The 20946-nt window shown below is 44.4% G+C and carries 16 protein-coding genes and 1 pseudogene; 12 read left to right on the plus strand and 5 right to left on the minus strand.

Features of this window, described 5'->3' with window-relative positions; genetic code table 11:
- The first annotated feature begins 183 nt into the window (after nt 1-183).
- Nucleotides 184-828, plus strand: a complete 645-nt coding sequence (locus tag GKZ87_06880; protein QSI27908.1) for a DJ-1/PfpI family protein — start codon at nt 184-186, stop codon at nt 826-828.
- Between the two features lie 185 nt (nt 829-1013).
- Here GKZ87_06880 and GKZ87_06885 read toward each other — a convergent pair whose 3' ends face one another.
- Together GKZ87_06885 and GKZ87_06890 are read right to left on the minus strand one after the other, a co-directional pair.
- Nucleotides 1014-1730, minus strand: a complete 717-nt coding sequence (locus tag GKZ87_06885; GenBank protein ID QSI25229.1) for a DUF134 domain-containing protein — start codon at nt 1728-1730, stop codon at nt 1014-1016.
- A gap of 542 nt (nt 1731-2272) precedes the next feature.
- Nucleotides 2273-3385, minus strand: a complete 1113-nt coding sequence (locus tag GKZ87_06890) for an iron-containing alcohol dehydrogenase (protein ID QSI25230.1) — start codon at nt 3383-3385, stop codon at nt 2273-2275.
- A 137-nt stretch (nt 3386-3522) separates the two neighbouring features.
- Between GKZ87_06890 and GKZ87_06895 the strand changes: the two genes are divergently transcribed.
- The 4 genes from GKZ87_06895 to GKZ87_06910 all read left to right on the plus strand — a co-directional run bounded on the left by GKZ87_06895 (nt 3523) and on the right by GKZ87_06910 (nt 9289).
- A complete protein-coding gene (locus tag GKZ87_06895; protein ID QSI25231.1) occupies nt 3523-4227 on the plus strand; it encodes a VTC domain-containing protein in 705 nt (234 codons plus the stop codon).
- The gene (locus GKZ87_06900) at nt 4209-4880 is read left to right on the plus strand and encodes a DUF4956 domain-containing protein (protein QSI25232.1); all 672 of its coding nucleotides are present in this window, start codon (nt 4209-4211) and stop codon (nt 4878-4880) included. The genes GKZ87_06895 and GKZ87_06900 overlap by 19 nt, the downstream gene beginning before the upstream one ends.
- Nucleotides 4870-6606: a carbohydrate-binding domain-containing protein gene (locus tag GKZ87_06905; protein QSI25233.1), complete on the plus strand. Its 1737-nt coding sequence runs from the start codon at nt 4870-4872 to the stop codon at nt 6604-6606. The genes GKZ87_06900 and GKZ87_06905 overlap by 11 nt, the downstream gene beginning before the upstream one ends.
- A 460-nt stretch (nt 6607-7066) precedes the next feature.
- On the plus strand, nt 7067-9289 hold the full coding sequence (locus tag GKZ87_06910) for an EAL domain-containing protein (protein ID QSI25234.1): 2223 nt from the start codon (nt 7067-7069) through the stop codon (nt 9287-9289).
- 242 nt (nt 9290-9531) lie between these two features.
- Here the strand turns inward: GKZ87_06910 and GKZ87_06915 are convergent, their stop codons facing one another.
- Nucleotides 9532-11463 (minus strand): NAD(+) synthase, encoded by a 1932-nt coding sequence (locus GKZ87_06915; protein QSI25235.1) that lies wholly within the window; start codon nt 11461-11463, stop codon nt 9532-9534.
- 248 nt (nt 11464-11711) lie between these two features.
- Between GKZ87_06915 and GKZ87_06920 the strand changes: the two are divergent.
- A pseudogene (locus tag GKZ87_06920) lies at nt 11712-12638 on the plus strand (cation transporter).
- Between the two features lie 541 nt (nt 12639-13179).
- Here GKZ87_06920 and GKZ87_06925 read toward each other — a convergent pair.
- On the minus strand, nt 13180-14694 hold the full coding sequence (locus GKZ87_06925) for a 4Fe-4S dicluster domain-containing protein (GenBank protein ID QSI25236.1): 1515 nt from the start codon (nt 14692-14694) through the stop codon (nt 13180-13182).
- Nucleotides 14695-15295: 601 nt separating this feature from the next.
- Between GKZ87_06925 and GKZ87_06930 the strand changes: the two genes are divergently transcribed.
- The 5 genes from GKZ87_06930 (at nt 15296) to GKZ87_06950 (ending at nt 19375) form a co-directional block, all read left to right on the plus strand.
- Nucleotides 15296-16666 (plus strand): aldehyde dehydrogenase family protein, encoded by a 1371-nt coding sequence (locus GKZ87_06930; GenBank protein QSI25237.1) that lies wholly within the window; start codon nt 15296-15298, stop codon nt 16664-16666.
- 7 nt (nt 16667-16673) lie between these two features.
- Nucleotides 16674-17468, plus strand: a complete 795-nt coding sequence (locus GKZ87_06935) for a polysaccharide deacetylase family protein (GenBank protein QSI25238.1) — start codon at nt 16674-16676, stop codon at nt 17466-17468.
- A gap of 113 nt (nt 17469-17581) precedes the next feature.
- A complete protein-coding gene (locus GKZ87_06940; protein QSI25239.1) occupies nt 17582-18085 on the plus strand; it encodes a hypothetical protein in 504 nt (167 codons plus the stop codon).
- A 131-nt stretch (nt 18086-18216) separates the two neighbouring features.
- Entirely contained in the window at nt 18217-18384 is a 168-nt protein-coding gene (locus GKZ87_06945) for a hypothetical protein (protein QSI25240.1), read from the plus strand.
- Between the two features lie 346 nt (nt 18385-18730).
- Nucleotides 18731-19375 (plus strand): HAD hydrolase-like protein, encoded by a 645-nt coding sequence (locus GKZ87_06950; GenBank protein QSI25241.1) that lies wholly within the window; start codon nt 18731-18733, stop codon nt 19373-19375.
- On the opposite strand, the gene GKZ87_06955 is transcribed toward GKZ87_06950, so the two are convergent.
- Complete coding sequence (locus GKZ87_06955; GenBank protein QSI25242.1) at nt 19376-20077, minus strand: Crp/Fnr family transcriptional regulator; 702 nt, start codon at nt 20075-20077, stop codon at nt 19376-19378.
- A 142-nt stretch (nt 20078-20219) separates the two neighbouring features.
- Between GKZ87_06955 and deoD the strand changes: the two genes are divergently transcribed.
- The gene (deoD, locus tag GKZ87_06960) at nt 20220-20936 is read left to right on the plus strand and encodes a purine-nucleoside phosphorylase (GenBank protein QSI25243.1); all 717 of its coding nucleotides are present in this window, start codon (nt 20220-20222) and stop codon (nt 20934-20936) included.
- Nucleotides 20937-20946 lie beyond the last annotated feature (10 nt).

Genomic DNA, 20946 nt, shown 5'->3' on the forward strand with positions numbered 1-20946 from the left:
TTCAATTTATTTGAAATAGCAAATGATTAGAATAATACTGTATAAAGGCTGAAAAAGCTCTCCTAGTATCATGACAGTTTGTGGTGAGCGCAGTCTGCAGTGCTAAGGGATTCATATGCAGTATCTATGAAAGCTGTCTTCTTTATGGTATAGTAAAGAAAATAGCAAAAGGGAGGAAAAATGATGGAAAAAAGGATTGCAGTACTGGTGTATCCACAGTTTAGTTTGCAGGAGGTTACAAACCTGATGTATTTATTTCGCTGGAATTATGAAATCATGACTGACATTGTATACACGGATAAAGAACCTGTTCAAAGTGAGGAGGGTGTAAGTGTATTGCCGGATAAAACTTGCTCTGAATTTCATGCAGAAGACTATAAATGTCTGATACTTCCAGGGTGCAGTGATATTCGTGATGCTATCCATAATCAAAAGCTGAAGATGTTTTTAGAATCCTTTCGTGATAATACTGATTTCCTGATTGGAGCGATTTGTTCAGGGCCGGTATTTCTGGCACAGGCAGGCTTGCTACAGGGAAAACGCTATACGGATTCCCTGTTTGTTGAAATGAGAGAGCAATTTCCATTTATAGAGGAGCAGAATTTCATCGCTGCACCTGTCGTAGAGTCTGAAAATATCATCACTGCAGGAGGCAGTGCCTTCAACGATTTCGCTGTTCATATTGCACGGAAGCTCGGATATGAATGTCCGGACCATATTTTATCCGGTTATATGGATGATTGGAAACAAGAGGATTATATGCATCATCTTTCGCAGGAAGACAACCAGGAATTTCAAAACAATTTTCATGATTTACTCAAAAAATAAATATGAGCTTATAAAAAGTATGTACTAGCTTCCTTCAAAATATCGTCTTTAAGGATGAATACTTTCGACTGCTGATATTTTACGCAATAAAAAAAGACTGTTCTGATAGCGATTGGTATTCTATAACAAATAGAAAATCACAACGGATGACAGTCTTTTTTATTTGTTTTCTAATGAATCCACTCTTATAGATGCGTGGATCCGCAGGAATGTCCATGTCCCTCATGGGTTTTGCAGGTATGTCCCTCTCCATGGTGAGAGCAGTGCACATCCGGGTTGTATTGCAGACTGCCGTTTAGAAAGGATGCCACCTGTGCATCAGCAGCTCCGCAGGCACCGCCATACAGTTGAATACCGGCTTCTGCCAGGGCATTCTTGGCACCGCCTCCAATACCGCCGCAAATCAGTGTATCCACCTGGTTTGCTTTCAATAAGGTAACCAGAGCGCTGTGTCCGCTTCCCTTGGTATCAAGCAGCTCTGTTGCTGTAATTTCATGATCCTTTATCTCATAAAGCTTAAACATCTGTGTGTGTCCAAAATGCTGAAACACCTGTCCGTTTTCATACGTAACTGCTATTTTCATCGTATCATCTCCTGTAGGTTTATTTGTAAGGTCAAGCTGATAATTACCCCCGGTAATTGTAATAGCACTGCCCTCCACAAGAAAGCGTGCCAGCTTGCATCTTGCCTCATCATATAGCAGCTGTACACTGCCTCTGCTGGTCATCATACGCTGCGCACATTCTGCCTGATTCAACCCTACATAGTCAATAAGCCGCAGGGTTTCGTATTCCTCAATGCTCATATTGATATGACTGGCAGGAATCTTTCCTTCTGTTGGAATAAAAGCAGAATAGGCAGGAAGGGAAGATACACATTTCTTTTTACATGGTCTTGGCATCTTATCAGCTCCTCGCATCTATCATACGCCTGTTATTTGCATATGTCAATAATAGAATTATATAACTTCTTTTGTATATAGCTGCACCCTAGATGCAGATTTAGATTGGTTAACAGAAAGTGGCTAAGTAGCAAACGTAAGGATAGCTCAACAGACTTGTTGCCATAACAATTCTCTGCGTACAGTCAGTAATTCATATAAAAAACTCCTTTCATAACAATCAGGGTCTTACTCAAAAACTGTTTCGTGCATCTTTCCATATAGGGATTTGTATCAAATACAGAAATAATGAGAAAAGCGTAAGCATGCGACTGCTAAGGATGGAGTTTTTTTGTATATGTGTTAGGTCAATACAAGCAGATAAAAAAGGGTTAGCCCTGTAACATACCAGATTCATCATAAGGCAGGATATGACAGGATAAATAAAAGTATAGGCTTCATACAAGTTTTACAGGATGGATAATTAAACAAATCAATAGCATTTTATACCGATATCATACAGGATATACAGGGTTAAATACATACTAGAGAATTATGCAGGGTTAATACAAAGCCTGATAGATATCCTGAATATCCTCTTTTGAGAGTGGGACTGCACTGTTGGTAAGCAGCCGCTGCTGAGTTTTAATGACGCTATCTGTGAAGGCTGTGATTTCAGCCTCCTGCATGCCATATTCCCGTAACGGTCTTTTGGGCAGCAGTGAAGAAAACAAAGCCTCCATTTGTGGAAATACTTCCTCACTCGTACAGGAAAGCGCATCACAGAACAGCTCCTTTACAGCTCTTACACTATCCTGCTTCAGATTTTCATATTTTTGAAAAACCGCTGTGAAGAATTGATAATTCGCTTCTCCGTGTGTTACGTGATAAATACCGGAGAGCGGATAGCTTAGTGCATGGATCGCACCGGTACCGGTATTGCCGAATGCAATCCCTGCAAAATTGCTTGCCCGCATAAAGTCATCCAAAAGTGCCAGACGTGCCTCTTTCCCCTCCTTGGCGATAATCTGAAAGCCGTGCAGCAGCAGACGAATTGCCTCCTTACTGAACAACTGTGTATAGGCGTTGGATTTTGGTGATACGTAGGATTCACTCGCATGAATCAATGCATCAATGCCGCTTGTCACAAAGTAGAAAAACGGCAGCCTGGATAACAGCTCGGGAATTAAAACAGCCTGGTCGGGATACAAAGCATCGACAGCTAATCCAAGCTTCGTCTGCAGCGCTGTCAGCTCACAGATGGAAATACGGCTGACTTCCGAGCCGGAGCCGCAGGTAGTTGGAATGGCTATCAGCTCCCTGCATTTATCCAATGCACAGTTCTGCAAAAACATATCCTGTGCACTGGCAGCACCCTTAAATACAAACAGCTTGGCACAATCTATGACACTGCCTCCTCCGATGGCAATAATGCGTTTGGGCTGTACCCTTCGCATATCCTTCAGCATGGCATCCAGCATTTGATCATCCGGCTCGCCTCTGCCGTAATCACTGTGGTATACGACATGTGCCTGACTATCGGCATCCTGAAAAAAGGTCTCATAGATACTGCGACTTGCGAGTATGTAATCATCTCTTTGAAAGGAAAACGCCTGCAGGAATTCCTTCACCGTTGCATACTGCACAATTTTTGTTTTTTGTTGAAATACGTCCATAATCTTCTCCTTTTTCTGTAATCTGTAACCATTGTAGCAGGTTTCTAATAGAATTTATCGTTCATTTCACAAAAAATTCATATTTCCGTCATGAGAAATCCGTTCACCTTATGTAAGCTATAGCCGAGGTGATAAATATGACACAGGTCATACAGAGAATTGAAAAGAAATATCTGCTGGATGCAAAGCAGTGTACAAGTTTACTGAACCGCATCCGTTCCTATATCTCAGAGGATATCTATCCGGCCAGCTCCATTTATAATCTGTATCTGGATACGGAACGCTTCGATCTGATTCATCGTTCTATGGAAAAGCCGCCCTTTAAGGAAAAACTGCGCATCCGCAGCTATGAGCCTATCCTTTCTGATGAGGCTTCTGTCTTCTTGGAAATCAAACGAAAATATGCGGCAACGGTCTGCAAGCGCAGAATGCAGCTGCGTTATAAGGACTGCATGGCGTTTTTAAACAAGCCAAGTCTGAAAACCGGACAAATTGAAAAGGAGCTGTCCTATACACTGCGGCAATATCAGGTGCAGCCTAGAATTTTTTTGGCATATGATCGTATTTCCTATGTTGGTATACAGGAGCCTCAGCTTCGCATCACGATTGATGCACATATTCGCAGCCGCTTTGAGCAGCTATGCCTTGCGGACAATGCGTATAATGAAAGCTTATTTCCTACGGATATGCTTCTCTTGGAAATCAAGGCCGTTCGCTGCTATCCGCTCTGGCTGAGCAGAGCTTTATCAGATGAAAAGCTGTATCCTACCTCCTTTTCCAAGGTAGGACAGGTATTTTATAAAAAAGAAAAAGGAGAATTATTATGTTTACGAGCATCCTGAATCTGGAACAGGGACTGACAATCTTAGATGGAGTAATCTGCTGCAGCAGTGCGCTTGCTATGGGAATTGTCATCGCCTGGTTTTACCGAAGGCTGGGGTATTCCTCTCACAGCTTTACCGTTACACTGGCTCTGCTGCCATCTCTTGTCCAATTTGTCATTATGATGGTCAATGGTAATCTCGGTACCGGAATCGCGGTCGTTGGAGCATTCTCGCTTGTCCGCTTTCGCTCCTTACCCGGCAGCAGTAAGGAAATTCTATTCATTTTCTTTTCCATGGCAATTGGCCTGGCAATCGGTATGGGCTATGTCAGCTTTGCGGCCTTCATGACCATTGTTGTCAGTATCAGTGCCTGGCTGCTGTTTGCTGTGCTGCAGCCTCGGGATTTGTTACTGTATAAGGAATTGAAAATCGTAATTCCGGAGGATTTGGATTACACAGAAATATTTGACGATATCTTTGCGTGTTATTGTAAACAGGCAGAGCTTGTACGTGTAAAAACGATTCAGCTTGGCGCCATGCTGGAGCTGACCTATCATGCGGAATTGAAGGAAGTTAAGCAGGAGAAGAAAATGGTGGATGATATTCGCTGCCGCAATGGCAATCTGAATATTATTGTGGCAAAAAGGCAGGCGATGCAGCATGAGTTATAATAAAGCAGCATGGATAGCCGCATTGCTGGCAGGGACACTGCTTCTTGCAGGGTGTCAGAATGTTCAGGAAACACAGACAACATCTGCACAGACAACAAAGGCTTCTACAACAGAATCCAGCAGTAAGCTTTCTCTGGATACTGATGATTATTATACAAATATCAGCGATGCACAGCAGATACAGCTAAATGAGCAAAGCGGTGACGTGAAGATAACGAAGGCCGGTACGTATCAGCTTAGTGGTACACTGCAAAATGGTTCTGTCATCGTGGACGCAAAGGATGCCGTTGTCCGTATCGTTTTGGATAATGCAAATATACAAAGTAAGGATAGTGCACCTGTGTATGTAAAGCAGGCAGAGAAGGTGATTATCTCCCTTTCGAAAGGGACTGTTAGCACGCTGAAGGATTCAGCTTCGTATACAGTGGATGCGAAGGAGGAACCAAGCGCTGCTCTGTTTTCCAAGGCTGATCTGACGATTAACGGGGAGGGACTGTTACAAATAGATGCCTCCTATAAGAACGGGATACAGTGCAAGGATACTCTGAAGCTGGTGAATGCCAATCTGCAGATTACTGCTGAAAATGATGGAATCAAGGCGAAGGATGAGCTGCTGATTTATAAGGGCAGCTATCATGTTACAGCACAGGGGGATGGCATTGTTACTACCAATGAGGAGAAAAAAGGAAATCTGAGCATCGAACAGGGGATCTTTACCATAAAGGCACAGCAGGACGGGATACAGAGTGCTGCGGACTTGCTGATCTATGATGGCAGCTTTACGATAACCAGCGGAGGCGGCAGTGTGAACAAGGTGAGTTCCTCATCTGCACAGCAGCCATGGGGAGCATTCACTGATCATGATGAAACTTCTGAAAAGAGTCAGAAGGGAATCAAAGCTGGGGAAAATCTCATACTGTATCAGGGAAGCTATACAATCAGTGCACATGATGATGCTTTGCATGCCAATGGCGATGTGGAAATCCGGGATGGCACCTATACGCTGTCCAGTGATGATGACGGCATTCATGCGGATGATACGCTTACTGTTTATAAAGGAAGTATAGAGGTGAAACAATCCTATGAAGGTCTGGAGGGAAATACAATCACACTTCAAGGCGGGAATATATCCATCCAGGCAAGTGATGACGGTATCAATGCGGCTGGTGAGCTTGGAAATCCGCTGCTTACGATTGACGGTGGAACGATCTATGTCGATGCCAATGGAGATGGAGTGGATAGCAATCAGGATATCGTTATGAATGATGGAACGCTGGTTGTTATGGGACCCACCGGTGGAGGAGACGGTGCTTTGGATTATGATGGCAGCTTTACTATGAACGGCGGTACTCTGCTTGCTGCTGGAAGCAGTGATATGGCAATGGCGCCTTCCTCATCCAGTAAACAGGTTTCTTTAATGATCAATGCGGATACAGTACAGTCAGCGAATACTATTTTGTATATACAGGACACGGATGGTAATCTGATATTGGGAGTTTCTCCTGCAAAAAGCTGGCAGAATGTAGTCCTTAGTTCTTCTGCGCTGAGCAAGGGCAGCACATATGAGGTTTATGTGGGAGGTACGCCGGCTAAAGTACAAAACGGTGTTGTTACGAAAGCTGATGGCGGCACTAAACTGACATCCCTTACAGTCAATGATACGATCACCCTTTATGGAAGTGGCGGTATGCGAGGGGGTGGACAGGGAGGTGGAATGCACCCGTAAGAAAGGCAGACTGCAGATTGTTTATATAGTACAATCTGCAGTTTTATATTGTGGTTTTATATTATCTGGTAATTTGATCCTATTCGGCAGTATTATCCTGTCTGGCAGTTTCATTTCATCCATACAAATTTATACTATCTGGCGATTTTATTCCTTCTGACAATTTCATTTAATCGGATAAGCTAGCTTATACAAACATATGGATCTATCTAATGGTTTTAATCTGTCCGCTATTTCACCGGATAAATTTATTACACCAGACAGGTTTGATCTGTTCAGTAAATAAAAAACTGCACAATCCCTTTCATAAAATGATTTTCTAGAGAGGGTTGGACAAATTTCAGTTGTATATGCGTTAAAATGACCTTATAATAGGGATGTAACAAAAAAAGGGGAGTTTATCCTTTCCATAAAATAAAATTAAACATAAATGTAGTAGAAGAAGGGAGGCAGCCGGAATATGAAAAAGCATGGATCCATCAAACAGGCGATTGCAATAGCTGTCGTCAGTCTCCTGTTTCTTGCCTGCATCGCGGGGTTTTATATCAATCGGATACGGGATAGCCTGATAACCGATTTAAAAAACAATGTTCAGGAAATAGCAGCTTCTACTACAACGGCGGTGGAAATACGGATTCACGATCATATGTCAACCCTGGAAAATATCTCCTATATGCTTCAAAATGAGCATACCACAGATACCAAGCAGCTGCTTCATGCGCTCATGACGGCCAGTGAAAACAGTGAATTTATGCGATATGGAATCACGGACGAAAAAGGAAACTGCCTGACCACGGATGGCGTGCAGTTTTATGTAGGAGACCGTGATTATTTTAAACAGGCATTAAAAGGGAATGCATCCTTTTCTGATACCTTGCATGATAAAATCGGCGGCTATGATCTGAATGTATTTGCTGTTCCGGTTCGAGGCGATGACGGCAGTATAAAAAATGTTCTGTTTGCTTCGAGTAAAACAAAGGATCTGGCAGATAAACTGCTGATGGATTTGTATGATGGTAAAGGATTTAGTGCGATTGGAGATAATGATGGAAATATCGTTCTGAATTCCAATAGTCCCAATGCCAGCCAGCAGATGCATAATCTGAATCAGCTCACATTTTACGATGCGTTCAGTACGGAACGGCTACGGCAGCAGAAAAGTGGTATTGTAAAATTCAGGTCTGTAAATGGTGAGGACCGCTATCTTGCCTATGAGCCACTGGGCTATAATAATTGGTATGTATTTTCCGTCGTTCCGGTTAATGTGGTTACCAGCCAGATCAATAATGTGATTCTGATTGCGGCGGCGACCTGGTTTCTGGTTGCGCTGGTTCTAAGTGCTATCATCTTTTATTTATATATGTCAAGAATGCGAAATGAAAAGAAAATTGATAAGGTGGTATTCTATGATGATCTTACCTCACACTATAATTACAACAAATTTCGTATGGATGTGCAGCTACTGCTGGATAAAGGTCTGGGTAAGGATTATGCACTGATTGAATTCGATGTCAGTGATTTTAAGCTATTGAATGAGCTGTATGGTTATCAGGGCGGAGATCAGCTGTTGATTACTACCATGCGGCTATGTGAGGAAAACTGCACGCATGATGAGCGGTGTGCGAGAATATCGGCTGATCGTTTCATTGTATTATGGAAAATGCGTAACCGAGAAAGCATAGCGGAGCGCTATGATATGCTCATGTTCAAGATACAGGAGCATATGCGTAAGCAAAGAGAGCAGTTTAAGGCAGATTTCTATGCAGGAGTGTATCTGCTGCAGGAAGCTGACCGGGAATTTTCTCCATGCCATGATCGCTGTGTGCATGCGAAAACGTTGGGAAAATCAGAAAAGAAACAGCATTGTACCTTCTTCAGTGAGGAGATGTATGCGACGATGCTGCATCAGAAGCGTCTGGAGGGTCAGATGGAGCAGGCGCTCAAGAACAAGGAGTTCAAGGTATATCTGCAGCCAAAGGTTACCCTGTGTGATGGAATTGTTCATAGTGCGGAGGCGCTGGTACGCTGGGATTCCTCGATGTTTGGAATGCTGCCGCCGTATCAGTTCATACCGTTATTTGAACGCAACGGCTTTCTGGAACAGCTCGATATGTATATGATGGATGAGGTCTGCAAGCTGCTGAAAGGCTGGCAGGACACATATCCTTCTCTGCGTATTTCCATCAATGTCTCCAGAATGTATATTTTCCGTCCGGGCTTTGCAAAGCGTGTGCTGGATATTGTGGAGCGCAATGCAGTCTCAGCGCAGCAGCTGGAAATTGAGATTACAGAAAGTGTTATATTTGATCGCAGTACGGAGCTGTTTGCCATCATTCAGGAGCTGCGTTCCTATGGCTTCCGTATTTCTATGGATGATTTTGGCAGCGGTTATTCCTCTTTGAATATGCTTAAGGACATACCAATTGATACGATTAAGCTGGATCAGGTGTTCTTCCAGACGAATCATGGCAATACACAGCGTGCCAGGGATATTGTCGGCGGTGTTCTGAGTCTTGCGAAAACGCTTGGTATCCACAGTGTTGCGGAGGGAATCGAGCAGGAGGATGAGGTTGCCTTTTTAAAGGCGCATGGCTGTGATGAAATACAGGGATATTATTATTCCAGGCCATTATGCGTAAAGGACTTTGAAGCGTATATTCATGAACGAAATCACCAGGAATAATGTGTGAGTATTCATAGCATAAGAGATGCAATGTAGTACTGTGGTTCTTATGTATAAATGGGAAATGCTGTATAGTAAAAGAAGAAGGAAAGCTCCTAGCTCAGGAAAGTTCCTTCTTCTTTTTCATTGCTTGTAGATGTGCTATAAAATGCATTGGTCCTGCATTCATCATGCTGTACGCTTTTATTATGTATATAGGACAGCTTTCAACCATGGCTGTGACCGTATTTCTGGTTTACCGCTTATTTCAATGCAGCTACCTGCCTCAGCCAAAGGGCAGCACTGGCATCGCTTGGCATTCTCCAGTCACCACGCGGGGACAGGCAGATGGAACCGATTTTTACACCATCCGGAAGGCAATTCCGCTTAAATTGCTGGCTAAAGAAACGACGGTAAAACGTTTGCATGGTGTTTATGATAGCCTCTCGTTTTTCTGTCCCAAAGGCGATGCAGGCAAGCTCCAGAATTTTTGCAGGAGCATAACCGTTTCGCAGCATATGATAGAGAAAGAAATCATGATAGTCATAGGAGCCGATGGAATCCTCCGTTATCTGTGCAATTTCTCCATTATCCTTTGGCGGCAGCAGCTCCGGTGAAACAGGGGTAGCACAGATATCCCTTAATACAGCAGCGATATCTGATCGTCCCTGTTCCTGCATAGCTTCTGCATAGGTTTCCACGAGATAGCGGACAAGTGTTTTGGGGATGGATGCATTGACCGCATACATAGACATGTGATCCCCGTTGTAGGTGCACCAGCCAAGGGCAAGCTCACTCAGGTCTCCGGTACCCAGTACGATGCCGTTATATGCATTGGCAAGATCCATCAGAATCTGTGTGCGCTCTCTCGCCTGCGTGTTTTCATAGGTGATATCCTGCAGGCTTGCATCATGTCCGATATCCTGGAAATGCTGCTGGCATGCGTCATGGATAAAGATTTCCCTGCTGGTGGTATGCAGTGCTTCCATGAGCTTATGTGAATTGCCCTGTGTGCGCTTCGTCGTACCGAAGCCGGGCATCGTAACAGCGATGATGTTTTTGCTGGGGAGCTTGATTCGCTCAAAAGCCATGCTTGCGACTATAAGGGCCAAGGTGGAATCCAGACCGCCGGAGATACCGATCAGCAGATGCTCACAGTGTATTTTTTTCAGCCGCTGAGAAAGTCCTGCGGCCTGCATGTTCAGAATCTGCATACAGCGGCTGCTGCGCAGGGTGGGGTTGGATGGGACGAAGGGATAAGGGGATATGGAGCGTGCTAGCTGAAGCGGGGAGGTGATAGGAGCCGTCTGAATGCATACCTCTGTATAAGGCTGTGAATCCTGCAGCTCTAATGCTGTCTGGAATTTCATACGTTCACTGCGGCACTTTTCCAGATCAATCTCACCATACAGGATATGCTCCTCCTTTAGAATTTCTGATTCTGATATTATGGTACCGTTATCCGCAATGATATCATGTCCGCTGAATACCAGATCACTGGTGCTTTCACTGACACCGGCACTGGTATACACATAACCGCACATGGTCTTTGCGCTGTGTGTAGTGATCAGGGTCTTGCGGTAGTCACTTTTTCCGATGATTTCATTGCTGGCGGACAGATTAACAATCACATTCGCTCCATGACAGACATGCCTTGTTGAGGGTGGCACAGGCACCCAGAGATCCTCACATAGCTCACCAGCTATGATTGCTTCACTTGTCACATCATGAATCAGTAAATTCTCCGTAAAGGGAATCGTTTCGCCAAACAGGGAAATGGTGTCTCCTAGACGCTGCGTGCTGCTGGAAAACCAGCGCTTTTCATAAAATTCATTATAATTGGGTACATAGGTTTTTGGAACGATGCCGAGAAGCTTGTGCTTATATAGAAAGGCTGCACAGTTAAATAAATGATTGCCCTGACGGACTGGCAGACCGATTGCGATTATGGCTTCACTTTCATTCTCATCCCGCAGCGTTTTCAAAGCCGCAAGACATTCATCCAGCAGAACAGACTGATATAGCAGATCCTGACAGGTATAGCCACATAGTGACAGCTCAGGAAATACTGCAAGCCGTACATCCTTATCCAATGCTTGAAGCAGTCTCTGTATGGCTTTGCGATTGGCGTCCACATCAGCGATGGAAACAACCGGAGTGATACAGGCAGCCTTCAAATATCCGTAATTTTTCATAAGGGTTGACCTCACTTTCGTGTTTAGTATAAGCAAAAAGCCGGCAAATTACAACAATTTCATGCACTGGCAGCTGTTGTCAGCTTGTCTTTCCCTTGAAAAAGAGCTACAATGAAGTCAGGAAGGGATTGTGAAACTATGCTTGTCCACTCGGACAAAAGAAAAAAGCGTACATCCAAACAATATATTCAGCCGGGCCCTGTAAGGTAGTTGATTGCATACAATACAGGAAATGTGAGGCTGAAAAAATGAACAAAGAAAAAATGAATTATGAACAGCGTCTGTTGCATCTGACCGTAGCGGCGGGAATTTTGTTTTCCGTAATTGAGGTCATGATGGCAATCTATACAAATTCACAGGCGGTGCTGATGGACAGTATCTATGACGGAGCGGAGGCAGTTGTCCTCGCACTGATGGTATTCTTCGTACCATTATTCTATCGTCCCTGTTCAGAGCGCAAGCCCTAAGGATATGCTCAACTGGAATCGTTCTTTCTGCTGGCAAAGGGCGGTTTTCTTGCGGCCGTTACCATCGGCTTGATCGTTGGTAACATACAAATGATCGTCAATGGCGGAAACCATGTAGATCAGGGATTGATTGGCTGGTTTGAATTATTTCTTGCGGTATTGTCGGCAGCGATACTTATCGTGCTTATGCTTATGAACCGCAAAGTGGATTCCCCGTTGATTAAGGCGGAATTGCTGGGATGGAAAATTGATGTCTGCAGCAGTATCGGAGTCGCCATTGCCTTTTTATGTGCCAATTTGTTAAAGGAAAGCTCCTTTGCGTGGCTGTCTGCCTATGTTGATCAGATCATCGCTATTTTGATTACAATGATTATGCTGCCACAGCCCTGCCGCATGATGAAGGATGCGTTTCGCAGTCTGATTTTGTTTGCTCCAAAGGATGAGGTAACCCAGCATATCCGAGGGCTTGCGGATCAGGAATTTGAACGGTATTCCTATATACCGACCTTCTACAATATCATTCAAACCGGGCGCAGGCTCTGGGTGGAAATTTATATTCAAAACGATACGAATATGATCAATGTAACACAGCTTGCAGTCATACAGAAGCAGTTACATGAGGCTTTGCAGGATAGCTATGACGATGTATATGTAGAAATTACACCGGATATTCCGGATATGGCTACACCAAATGAAAAAAGCCGCTGATGCGGGCTTATGATTTATAGGAATAGACACCGGCAGGATGCAGGGTCTCAGGGAAGAGGCTTTGCATCCTTTTATATGGAAAGTACTTACCATGCACATTAGGTTACTGACTTTAACAAAGAAGGAACATACGGTACAAAAGGATGGATGAGCTTTGATTTCATGCTTCTCATATACCCAAAGACGAGAAATGGCAGTTTATGCAGACATATTTTTTATTGCTTAAAAGCGGAGTCTCCAGACTGTTTCATCTGGCTATTTGAATGGTATAGGATCATTTACAGCTTTTATGATATGCAAATTTGTCCTAGAAAGAGGCTGATCAGAAGGAATAAACGTATTTTGAGCAGCTTTGTAGCCTTAACAAGCGTTACAGCATATTTCATACAAATGGTCAGGATTGAAAAATAGCCCTGTAATAGCCCTGTTCTTCATAGCTGTTAAGCAGCGAACGCAATAAAACGCAGCGTTTACCTGTTTCAGGAAATGCTGCGTCCTTTCTAGCTTATACTTCTTATCCGATAATTCCTATGCGTGCTGCTTATTCTTTGGTGAGCAGATCCAGGTTTTCTAGATAATCACTTTCAAATGCGAGCTTTTTATCTGCATCACTTGTATATTTCTTAACAAGGGCGCTGGATTTGATTACCGGCTGTAAGGTCCCGGCACCGGCAACACAGCCTCCCGGACATGCCATTCCCTCCAGCAGATAGCCGTTTCGCTTGCCCGCCTTTGCCATCATCAGCATCGTACGGCAGTTTTTCAGTCCTTCCGCAGAATCAATCAGAACCTCCTTTTCAGGATGCTCTTTCTGGATACACTGCTTAACAGCGTTCGCAACTCCACCGCTGACCGCAAAGCCACGACCGTTGGCTGTACCTTCCGCAAACGGTGCATCTGCTTCCACCTGTGGCAGATCAATGCCCTTTGCTTCAAACATTCCCATAACCTCCTCAAAGGTTAAGACAAAATCCACATCACTGCGCACACTCTTGCGGCTTGCTTCCAGCTTTTTGGCAGCGCAAGGCCCGATAAAGACAACCTTTGCATCCGGCTTCTGCTTTTTGATCAGACGACCGGTTAAAACCATCGGCGTCAAAGCCATGGAAATATACGGCTTGAAATCCGGGAACAGCTTCTTCGCCATCACTGACCAGGCAGGACAACAGGAGGTTGCCATAAACGGCTGCTGCTCCGGTACCTTGCTCAGGAAATCCTCAGCCTCCTCCACGGTACATAAATCCGCACCGATCGCTACCTCGACAACATCTGCAAAGCCCAGCTCCTTTAAAGCACCCTTTACCTTTTCCGGAGTGACCGTAGGGCCGAACTGGCCTACAAAGGCAGGGGCAATCGCCGCAATGACTTCCTTTCCGGATTTCATTGCATGAATGGTCTGGAAAATCTGTCCCTTATCAACAATCGCACCAAACGGGCAGTTGACAAGGCACATGCCGCAGGATACACACTTATCATAATCAATCTCCGCACGTCCCAGCTCATCGGAGGTAATCGCATCCATCCCACAGCTGCGCGCACACGGACGCTCCAGCTTATTGATGGCACCATATGGACAAACATCCATACAGCGTCCGCATTTGATACATTTCTCCTGATCGATATAGGATTTTCCATTCACCATGGAAATAGCATCCTTTGGACAAACCTCTTTACACGGATGTGCCAGACAGCCCTGACACGTATCGGTTACTACAACCGTTTTCTCTGGGCAAGCGTTGCAGGCAAACTTGATAACATTTACCAGCGGGTCATCATAATATTTTTCCGCAATGGCACTTTCCTCGATTCCATCGCTTAAAGAAGAATGCTCATCCATTTTTCGCAGCGGCAGACCGATTCCAAGGCGCAGACGCTCACCGACAATGGCACGCTCCAGGAAGATGGAGTCGCGGTATGTTGCACGTTCTCCCGGTATGATTTTAAATGGCAGCTTTTCGATATTACCTGCATAATCTCCACCTTCATAAGCAAGACGGGCAATTTCTGTAAAAACCTTTCTTCTTATATCAGTTACTGAATTGTAGATTCCTCTCATAACGTTTCACCTCGATTCCATTATACTGTATTTATGTTCATTTGTAAGCAGGAAATGAAAATTTGTGAATTTTTTCTTTTACCTGAATATACAGAGAAAATTCCAACCGAATACGTGGCTGCCTTTGGTATTTCAATCGCATAGAGCATTAGCTGTTCAAGAAGCAAGCAGGGCTGTATAAGCGAAATTGACGGTATTTCAAAGAAGTCTCATATCGCAGGTACCACTTGCATCCGTAACGGCATAGCGAACAGGCTCTGTTGTAGCAGGGACATGCTTATTATAGGAACGGCTGTTAAGCGATATAGAAAAGGAAGGACTCTATTTGTGAGCTCTGTTTAAAAAGCTCTGTTTAAAAAACTCTGTTTAAAAAACTCTATATAAAAAACTCTATATAAAAAGCTCTGTATAAAAGGCTCTATTTGAAAAGCTCTATTTAAAATGAATGCTATAGCTTTATCCCTTATGATCATGACGGCTTGCTGTGTGAGGTGTACTAATAAAGTACATTGCAGAAAGGAGGATGACATTTGCACTTACACGGTACACAAGGCTGCTTAATTCTGCTATAATTTCAGAAGCAAAGGAATCAGGTGATACTATGGAAATCAAAGCATTGGTAACAAAACAGCGGAACTATTTTCGTACACAGGCGACAAAGGATATAAATACACGCCGACAGGCGTTAAAAAGACTGAAAGCAGCGCTGCGGGAAATGGAAGCGGAAATTCATGAAGCACTGCGTAAAGATCTCAATAAGTCCGATATGGAAGCCTATATGAGTGAGACCGGTATGGTGCTGAGTGAGCTGACCTATCAGCTGCGTCATATGGAGCAGTGGGCAAGGCCGAAGCGGGTTCGTACGCCGCTTGCACAGTTTTCCGCTAAAAGCTGGACACAGAGTGAGCCATATGGCGTTGTGCTTGTGATGGCTCCATGGAATTATCCCTTCCAGCTCGCACTTGAACCGGTTATTGGGGCAATCGCGGCAGGGAATACGGTCATTATTAAGCCGAGCGCCTATGCTCCGGCAACCTCTGCTGTCATTGCGAAGCTCATACAGCACTGCTTTTCCAAGGAATATGTGGCTGTTGTAGAGGGAGGACGCAAAGAGAATACAGAGCTGCTGGAGCAGCGCTTTGACTATATCTTCTTTACCGGTGGTGTTGAAGTAGGCCGTCTGGTCATGTCCAAGGCTAGTCGCTATTTAACGCCGGTAACGCTGGAGCTAGGAGGAAAGAGTCCGTGTATCATCGATAAAACAGCAGATCTGAAGCTGGCAGCACGACGCATTGCTTTTGGAAAATTTCTGAATGCCGGACAGACCTGTGTCGCACCGGATTATGTATATGTGGAGGAGTGTGTAAAGCATGAATTTCTGGCCTATCTGCAGGATAGTCTGTATACATTTTTTCAGGGAGAGGCACTGTACAGCGACAGCTATCCAAGTATTGTGAATGAAAAGCATTTCAAGCGGCTCAGCGCCCTGCTGCAGGACGGCTCTGTTTGTATAGGGGGGAGAATCTGTGAGGAAACTCTGCAAATCGAACCGACGGTACTTGAGGATATCACCTGGCAGCATCCAATCATGCAGGAGGAAATTTTTGGGCCGCTTCTTCCCGTGCTGACCTTTACCAGTCTGGACGAGGTCATACAAACCTTGCTGGATAAGGAAAAGCCGCTGGCGCTGTATCTGTTCACAAAAAATAAAAAGGCAGAGCATAAGGTGCTGTCAACACTGAGCTTTGGCGGCGGCTGTATCAATGATACTATTATCCATTTGGCAACGAGTGCAATGGGCTTTGGCGGTGTTGGACAAAGCGGTATGGGAAGTTATCACGGCCGGGAAAGCTTCAAAACCTTTTCTCATAATAAGAGCATTGTGAAAAAAGCGAACTGGATCGATCTTCCGTTTCGCTATCATCCATATACAAAATGCAAAGACCGTCTTGTCCGCATGTTTCTGAAGTAGGCCGTATATGCGACAGAGAAAACAAGGGCTCCTTCTTTTCTGCGTGCTTTTGGTATTGTATGCGGGAAATGCAGTAGTCAATGCATTTGAAACAGAGGACAGCATTCCCATCATCGGTTACCATCACATCGTTCCAGATGCCGATAAAAAAGCATATTTTGCGACCAATATGTGGGTGGTTTCACTTTCTGATTTTGAACAGCAGATGAAGCTGCTACAGGAAAAGGGCTATCACAGCATTACACTGGATGATGTGTATGCGTGGAAGCAGGGCAAGAAAAAGCTGGATGCGAAAAGTGTTGTTATCACCTTTGATGATGGCTTTTATTCCACAACGAAATTTGCGCAGCCAGTATTGAAGCGCTATGGCTTTACAGGCTCCGTGTTTGTCATCGGCTCGGCTATCGATGAACACCACGGCCCCTATAAGCCTTCCATACGCCAGCATGCATCTCACGCAGATATGAAGGATGAGCAGGTCCTGCAGTATTATTCCCATTCCTATAATCTGCATCATAAGGATAAAAATGGATTCCGTATCAACCAATTAAGCAATAAGCAGCTGCGTAAAGATACCGAACAGGCCGCTGAACAGGGATCGATTGCTTATTACGCCTATCCGTATGGAAAGTATAACAAACGAATACAGAAGATATTACAGGAGCAGGGAACACGGCTGGCTTTTGGATATAATGAAAACCGGAAGGCAAAGCGCAGTGATGATTCCTATGCACTGCCGCGCTTCAATGTCAACGCCTATACCAGATTGGATGTATTTTGGGCGATGATCGAGAGCAGGTAAGAAAAAAACACAGATTTTTCCTCCACCATTGTGATACGCCTATGTTGGGCATCGGACATTTGCATATAGTGGATTGAGATGGATGAAATCTCATATAAAGGAGGAAATCTTATATGTATAACTCAAGATGTAATTGTTCTTCCAACAGCGGACACAGATCAAGCTGCGCACGCAATGGAGAGAGAATTATGGTAAACCAGTCAGGCTGCAATACGGAATGCCGTTCCCGCTGCTCCTGTGTCAACACCTATCGTCCGGGATGCGGAGGAAATCACAACAGCTGCGGCTGCAATCATCACAATGACTGCGGTTGCGGAAGCAGTGGTAATTCTCAGGGCTGCGGCTGCGGAAATCACCGTCCATGTCCACCAAGACCATGTCCGCCAAGACCGTGCCCGCCACGTCCGTGTCCACCAAAACCGTGTCCGCCAAGACCATGCCCACCAAGACCGTGTCCTCCACGCCCAAGCTGTGAGGATCGCTGCCGTGAGCAGTATCGCCGCTGCATGAGAAACTGCCGACTGCGTGATGATGATCTGCGTGAGGATTATGCGGAAGCATTCGACTATGAGGAAACGGATAGAAACTACGGGGAATTTGAGGATTACAACGATTAAAGACTGATTCCTTTTTCAGGCGATTCATATATCAAGCAGACCTCTGTGCAAATGTGCAGGGGTCTTTTTTTGTAACAGTGATGTACTAGCATATGATACGACTAATGCTATACAGCAGAAACAGGTGATGTATGTATCCATACAATGAGGTACTGAGCTGGTTGGTTAGCTGTTTAACTGGGGAATCAATGTGCTTATTTGTGGGAAATTTGATGCAGACAAATAGAGAAAAGCGTTTATTAACGGTATGGATAAAGAAAAAAAGACAATGCCAGCATCCTTATTACATATGTGTGTAATGATGAAGGTTTATGCATGATTAAACAAGAAAATCGCGCCTATTATCAGCGCTTTAAAGTGTTATGTAAAAGCTGAGTTAAAAGCTATTTGGATAAACATAGATGATATACATAGATATACATAGATATACATAGATATAGATAGATATAATATAAACCAGCTTCCTCTGTGTTTTCTTATGAAAGTATATTGCGTTCTAAATCATGATATTTTGTATTTTATTTTATAATGCGCACCAGCAAACTGAAAATAGCAGCCGATGTTTATGGTAAATAGGTTGCACTGCCATATTTTATTGTATATAATAGGGAACAATCTAATACAATAATACGAAGGAGGTTTCCTATGGATACTATAAAGCATGTTGTCTGGGACTGGAACGGTACTCTGCTGGATGATATTGATGTCAGTATGGATGCATTAAATACGATTTTGAAAAAAGAAAAGCTGCCTCTGGTACTGGATAAGGCAGAATATCGGAAATATTTTCAGTTTCCGGTAATCGAATATTATAAGAAGGTTGGCTTTGATTTTGATAAAACGCCGTTTCCTATATTAGCAAAGGAATATATGCGTTATTATCAGCCGCACAGTATGGACTGCTCCCTGCATGAGGGAGTTACCGAAATGCTGGCTCAGCTGAAGCAGAAGGGACTGCATCAGTATCTGCTGAGTGCCAGTGATTTACATTTTCTGCATGAACAGCTGGACAATTATGATATTAAACAATATTTTGAACAGGTGCGCGGTCTGGATAATATCCATGCGGCAAGTAAGGCAGAGCTGGCAAAGCGTTTTGTACAGGAAAGCAGGCTGAATCCGCAGGAGGTCGTTTTTATCGGAGACAGTGTCCATGACAGTGAGGTTGCCCATGGTGCGGGCTGTCACTGTATCCTGATTGCCAATGGTCATGAGGATAAGGGGAAGCTGGAGCAAACCGGCTGTGTGGTTGTTGACAGCATTCGTGACTGCAGTTCCCTTATGGCATAATTACTGAGAGAAGCTGGAGGACTCCAGTTCTTTTTTTATGGCTGTGATCTGTTGTTCACTGATTTGCAGCTTTCCGTGCATACAATCCACAAGTCCCTCCTGTGACAGGGTGAGAATGATGCGATTGCAGGTACGGACACTGCAGCCGATGGAAGCGGCAATCCGCTCTCTTGTTGCATTCAGCCGGCCTCCCTTTTGTGAAATGGAGCGTGTCAGAAAGAGCAGCAGCCGAGTACGGTTATCCATAAATAGATACTGGCGCTGAAGCTGTGTCTGAACAGACAGCTCCTGCATAAGCATTTGTGTCCGAAGAAAGAGGGCATTTGCGTCCTGCTTCATCCATTGCAGATAGGCAGTGGCACTGATTTTTACACATACGGAGGCTTCCATTGTTTTCAGCGTTACATAATGTCCCTCTATACCGGTAAACAGCTCAAAATCACCGACAATATCCACCGGCTGCAGCTCTGTGAAGCTGTAGGGGATATCCACAACGCGCTCCTCGATTGCCTGAAGCCTTCCACTAAGCAGCAGAAAAACGGCACTGCTGGATTGATAGGTGGAAATTAGATTCCGATTCTTCCGCATACGAATCAGCTGCATCTGCTGCATAATTTTTGCGGGACAGTTTGCGAACAGCTGCTTCAGCATGTCATGATGGCATTCCTGTGTTTCCTCCAGTAGTTCCTTCAGGGTTGTCATAAAAGTTCACCTTCTTTACAAAAAGAGGACAAATGTCCTTTTTTATCACCTGCACCTATAGTATGATAATATTGTAGAAAAAGCAAGCAGGATGTATGAGAAGGCAATTCTCGTAAACCCTAACTGAAGGAGGAATTTACTTATGTCAACACCACATAACGCTGCCGCAAAGGGCGATATCGCCAAAACCGTTTTAATGCCGGGAGATCCGCTGCGTGCGAAGTACATCGCTGAGACCTATCTGGAAAATCCGGTACAGTTCAACACCGTCCGCAACATGTTCGGATATACAGGAACCTATAAGGGAAAAAAGATTTCCGTCATGGGAAGCGGTATGGGAATGCCGAGCATCGGAATTTATTCCTATGAGCTTTATAAATTTTACGATGTTGAAAATATCATTCGTATTGGAAGTGCCGGTGCCTATACGGATACCTTAAAGCTGTTTGACCTGGTACTGGCAGACAGTGCATGGAGTGAATCCACATTTGCCAAGGCACAGGCAGATGTAGACGGTGATATTCAAAAGCCGAGCGCTGAGCTGAATGCAGAAATTGAAGCTGCCGCAGCCAGAGTGAACAAACCGCTGACTAAGGCAAGAATCCATTCCAGTGATGTATTCTATCACGAAGATAACGTAGACGGACATAAGGAATTTTTTGAAAAGCATGGCTGTGTCTGTGTGGAAATGGAAAGCTTTGCCCTGTTTCACAATGCCAGAGTACTGAACAAGCGTGCTGCGTGCATTCTGACCATTTCCGACTCTTTAGTAACACATGCCGAAACAACGGCAGAGGAACGCCAGACATCCTTTAACGATATGATGCTGGTTGCCCTGGAGACAGCTGCAGCACTATAAGCATCCCCGG

This window comes from Erysipelotrichaceae bacterium 66202529 (assembly GCA_017161075.1).
Classification (GTDB): Bacteria; Bacillota_I; Bacilli_A; order Erysipelotrichales; family Erysipelotrichaceae; genus Clostridium_AQ.

Excerpts from the sequence above, each read along its gene's own strand:
- GKZ87_06880 (QSI27908.1), top strand. The coding sequence starts at position 184 with ATGGAAAAAAGGATTGCAGTACTGGTGTATCCACAGTTTAGTTTGCAG.
- GKZ87_06885 (QSI25229.1), bottom strand. The coding sequence starts at position 1,730 with ATGCCAAGACCATGTAAAAAGAAATGTGTATCTTCCCTTCCTGCCTAT.
- GKZ87_06890 (QSI25230.1), bottom strand. The coding sequence starts at position 3,385 with ATGGACGTATTTCAACAAAAAACAAAAATTGTGCAGTATGCAACGGTG.
- GKZ87_06895 (QSI25231.1), top strand. The coding sequence starts at position 3,523 with ATGACACAGGTCATACAGAGAATTGAAAAGAAATATCTGCTGGATGCA.
- GKZ87_06900 (QSI25232.1), top strand. The coding sequence starts at position 4,209 with ATGTTTACGAGCATCCTGAATCTGGAACAGGGACTGACAATCTTAGAT.
- GKZ87_06905 (QSI25233.1), top strand. The coding sequence starts at position 4,870 with ATGAGTTATAATAAAGCAGCATGGATAGCCGCATTGCTGGCAGGGACA.
- GKZ87_06910 (QSI25234.1), top strand. The coding sequence starts at position 7,067 with ATGAAAAAGCATGGATCCATCAAACAGGCGATTGCAATAGCTGTCGTC.
- GKZ87_06915 (QSI25235.1), bottom strand. The coding sequence starts at position 11,463 with ATGAAAAATTACGGATATTTGAAGGCTGCCTGTATCACTCCGGTTGTT.
- GKZ87_06925 (QSI25236.1), bottom strand. The coding sequence starts at position 14,694 with ATGAGAGGAATCTACAATTCAGTAACTGATATAAGAAGAAAGGTTTTT.
- GKZ87_06930 (QSI25237.1), top strand. The coding sequence starts at position 15,296 with ATGGAAATCAAAGCATTGGTAACAAAACAGCGGAACTATTTTCGTACA.
- GKZ87_06935 (QSI25238.1), top strand. The coding sequence starts at position 16,674 with ATGCGACAGAGAAAACAAGGGCTCCTTCTTTTCTGCGTGCTTTTGGTA.
- GKZ87_06940 (QSI25239.1), top strand. The coding sequence starts at position 17,582 with ATGTATAACTCAAGATGTAATTGTTCTTCCAACAGCGGACACAGATCA.
- GKZ87_06945 (QSI25240.1), top strand. The coding sequence starts at position 18,217 with ATGTATCCATACAATGAGGTACTGAGCTGGTTGGTTAGCTGTTTAACT.
- GKZ87_06950 (QSI25241.1), top strand. The coding sequence starts at position 18,731 with ATGGATACTATAAAGCATGTTGTCTGGGACTGGAACGGTACTCTGCTG.
- GKZ87_06955 (QSI25242.1), bottom strand. The coding sequence starts at position 20,077 with ATGACAACCCTGAAGGAACTACTGGAGGAAACACAGGAATGCCATCAT.
- deoD (QSI25243.1), top strand. The coding sequence starts at position 20,220 with ATGTCAACACCACATAACGCTGCCGCAAAGGGCGATATCGCCAAAACC.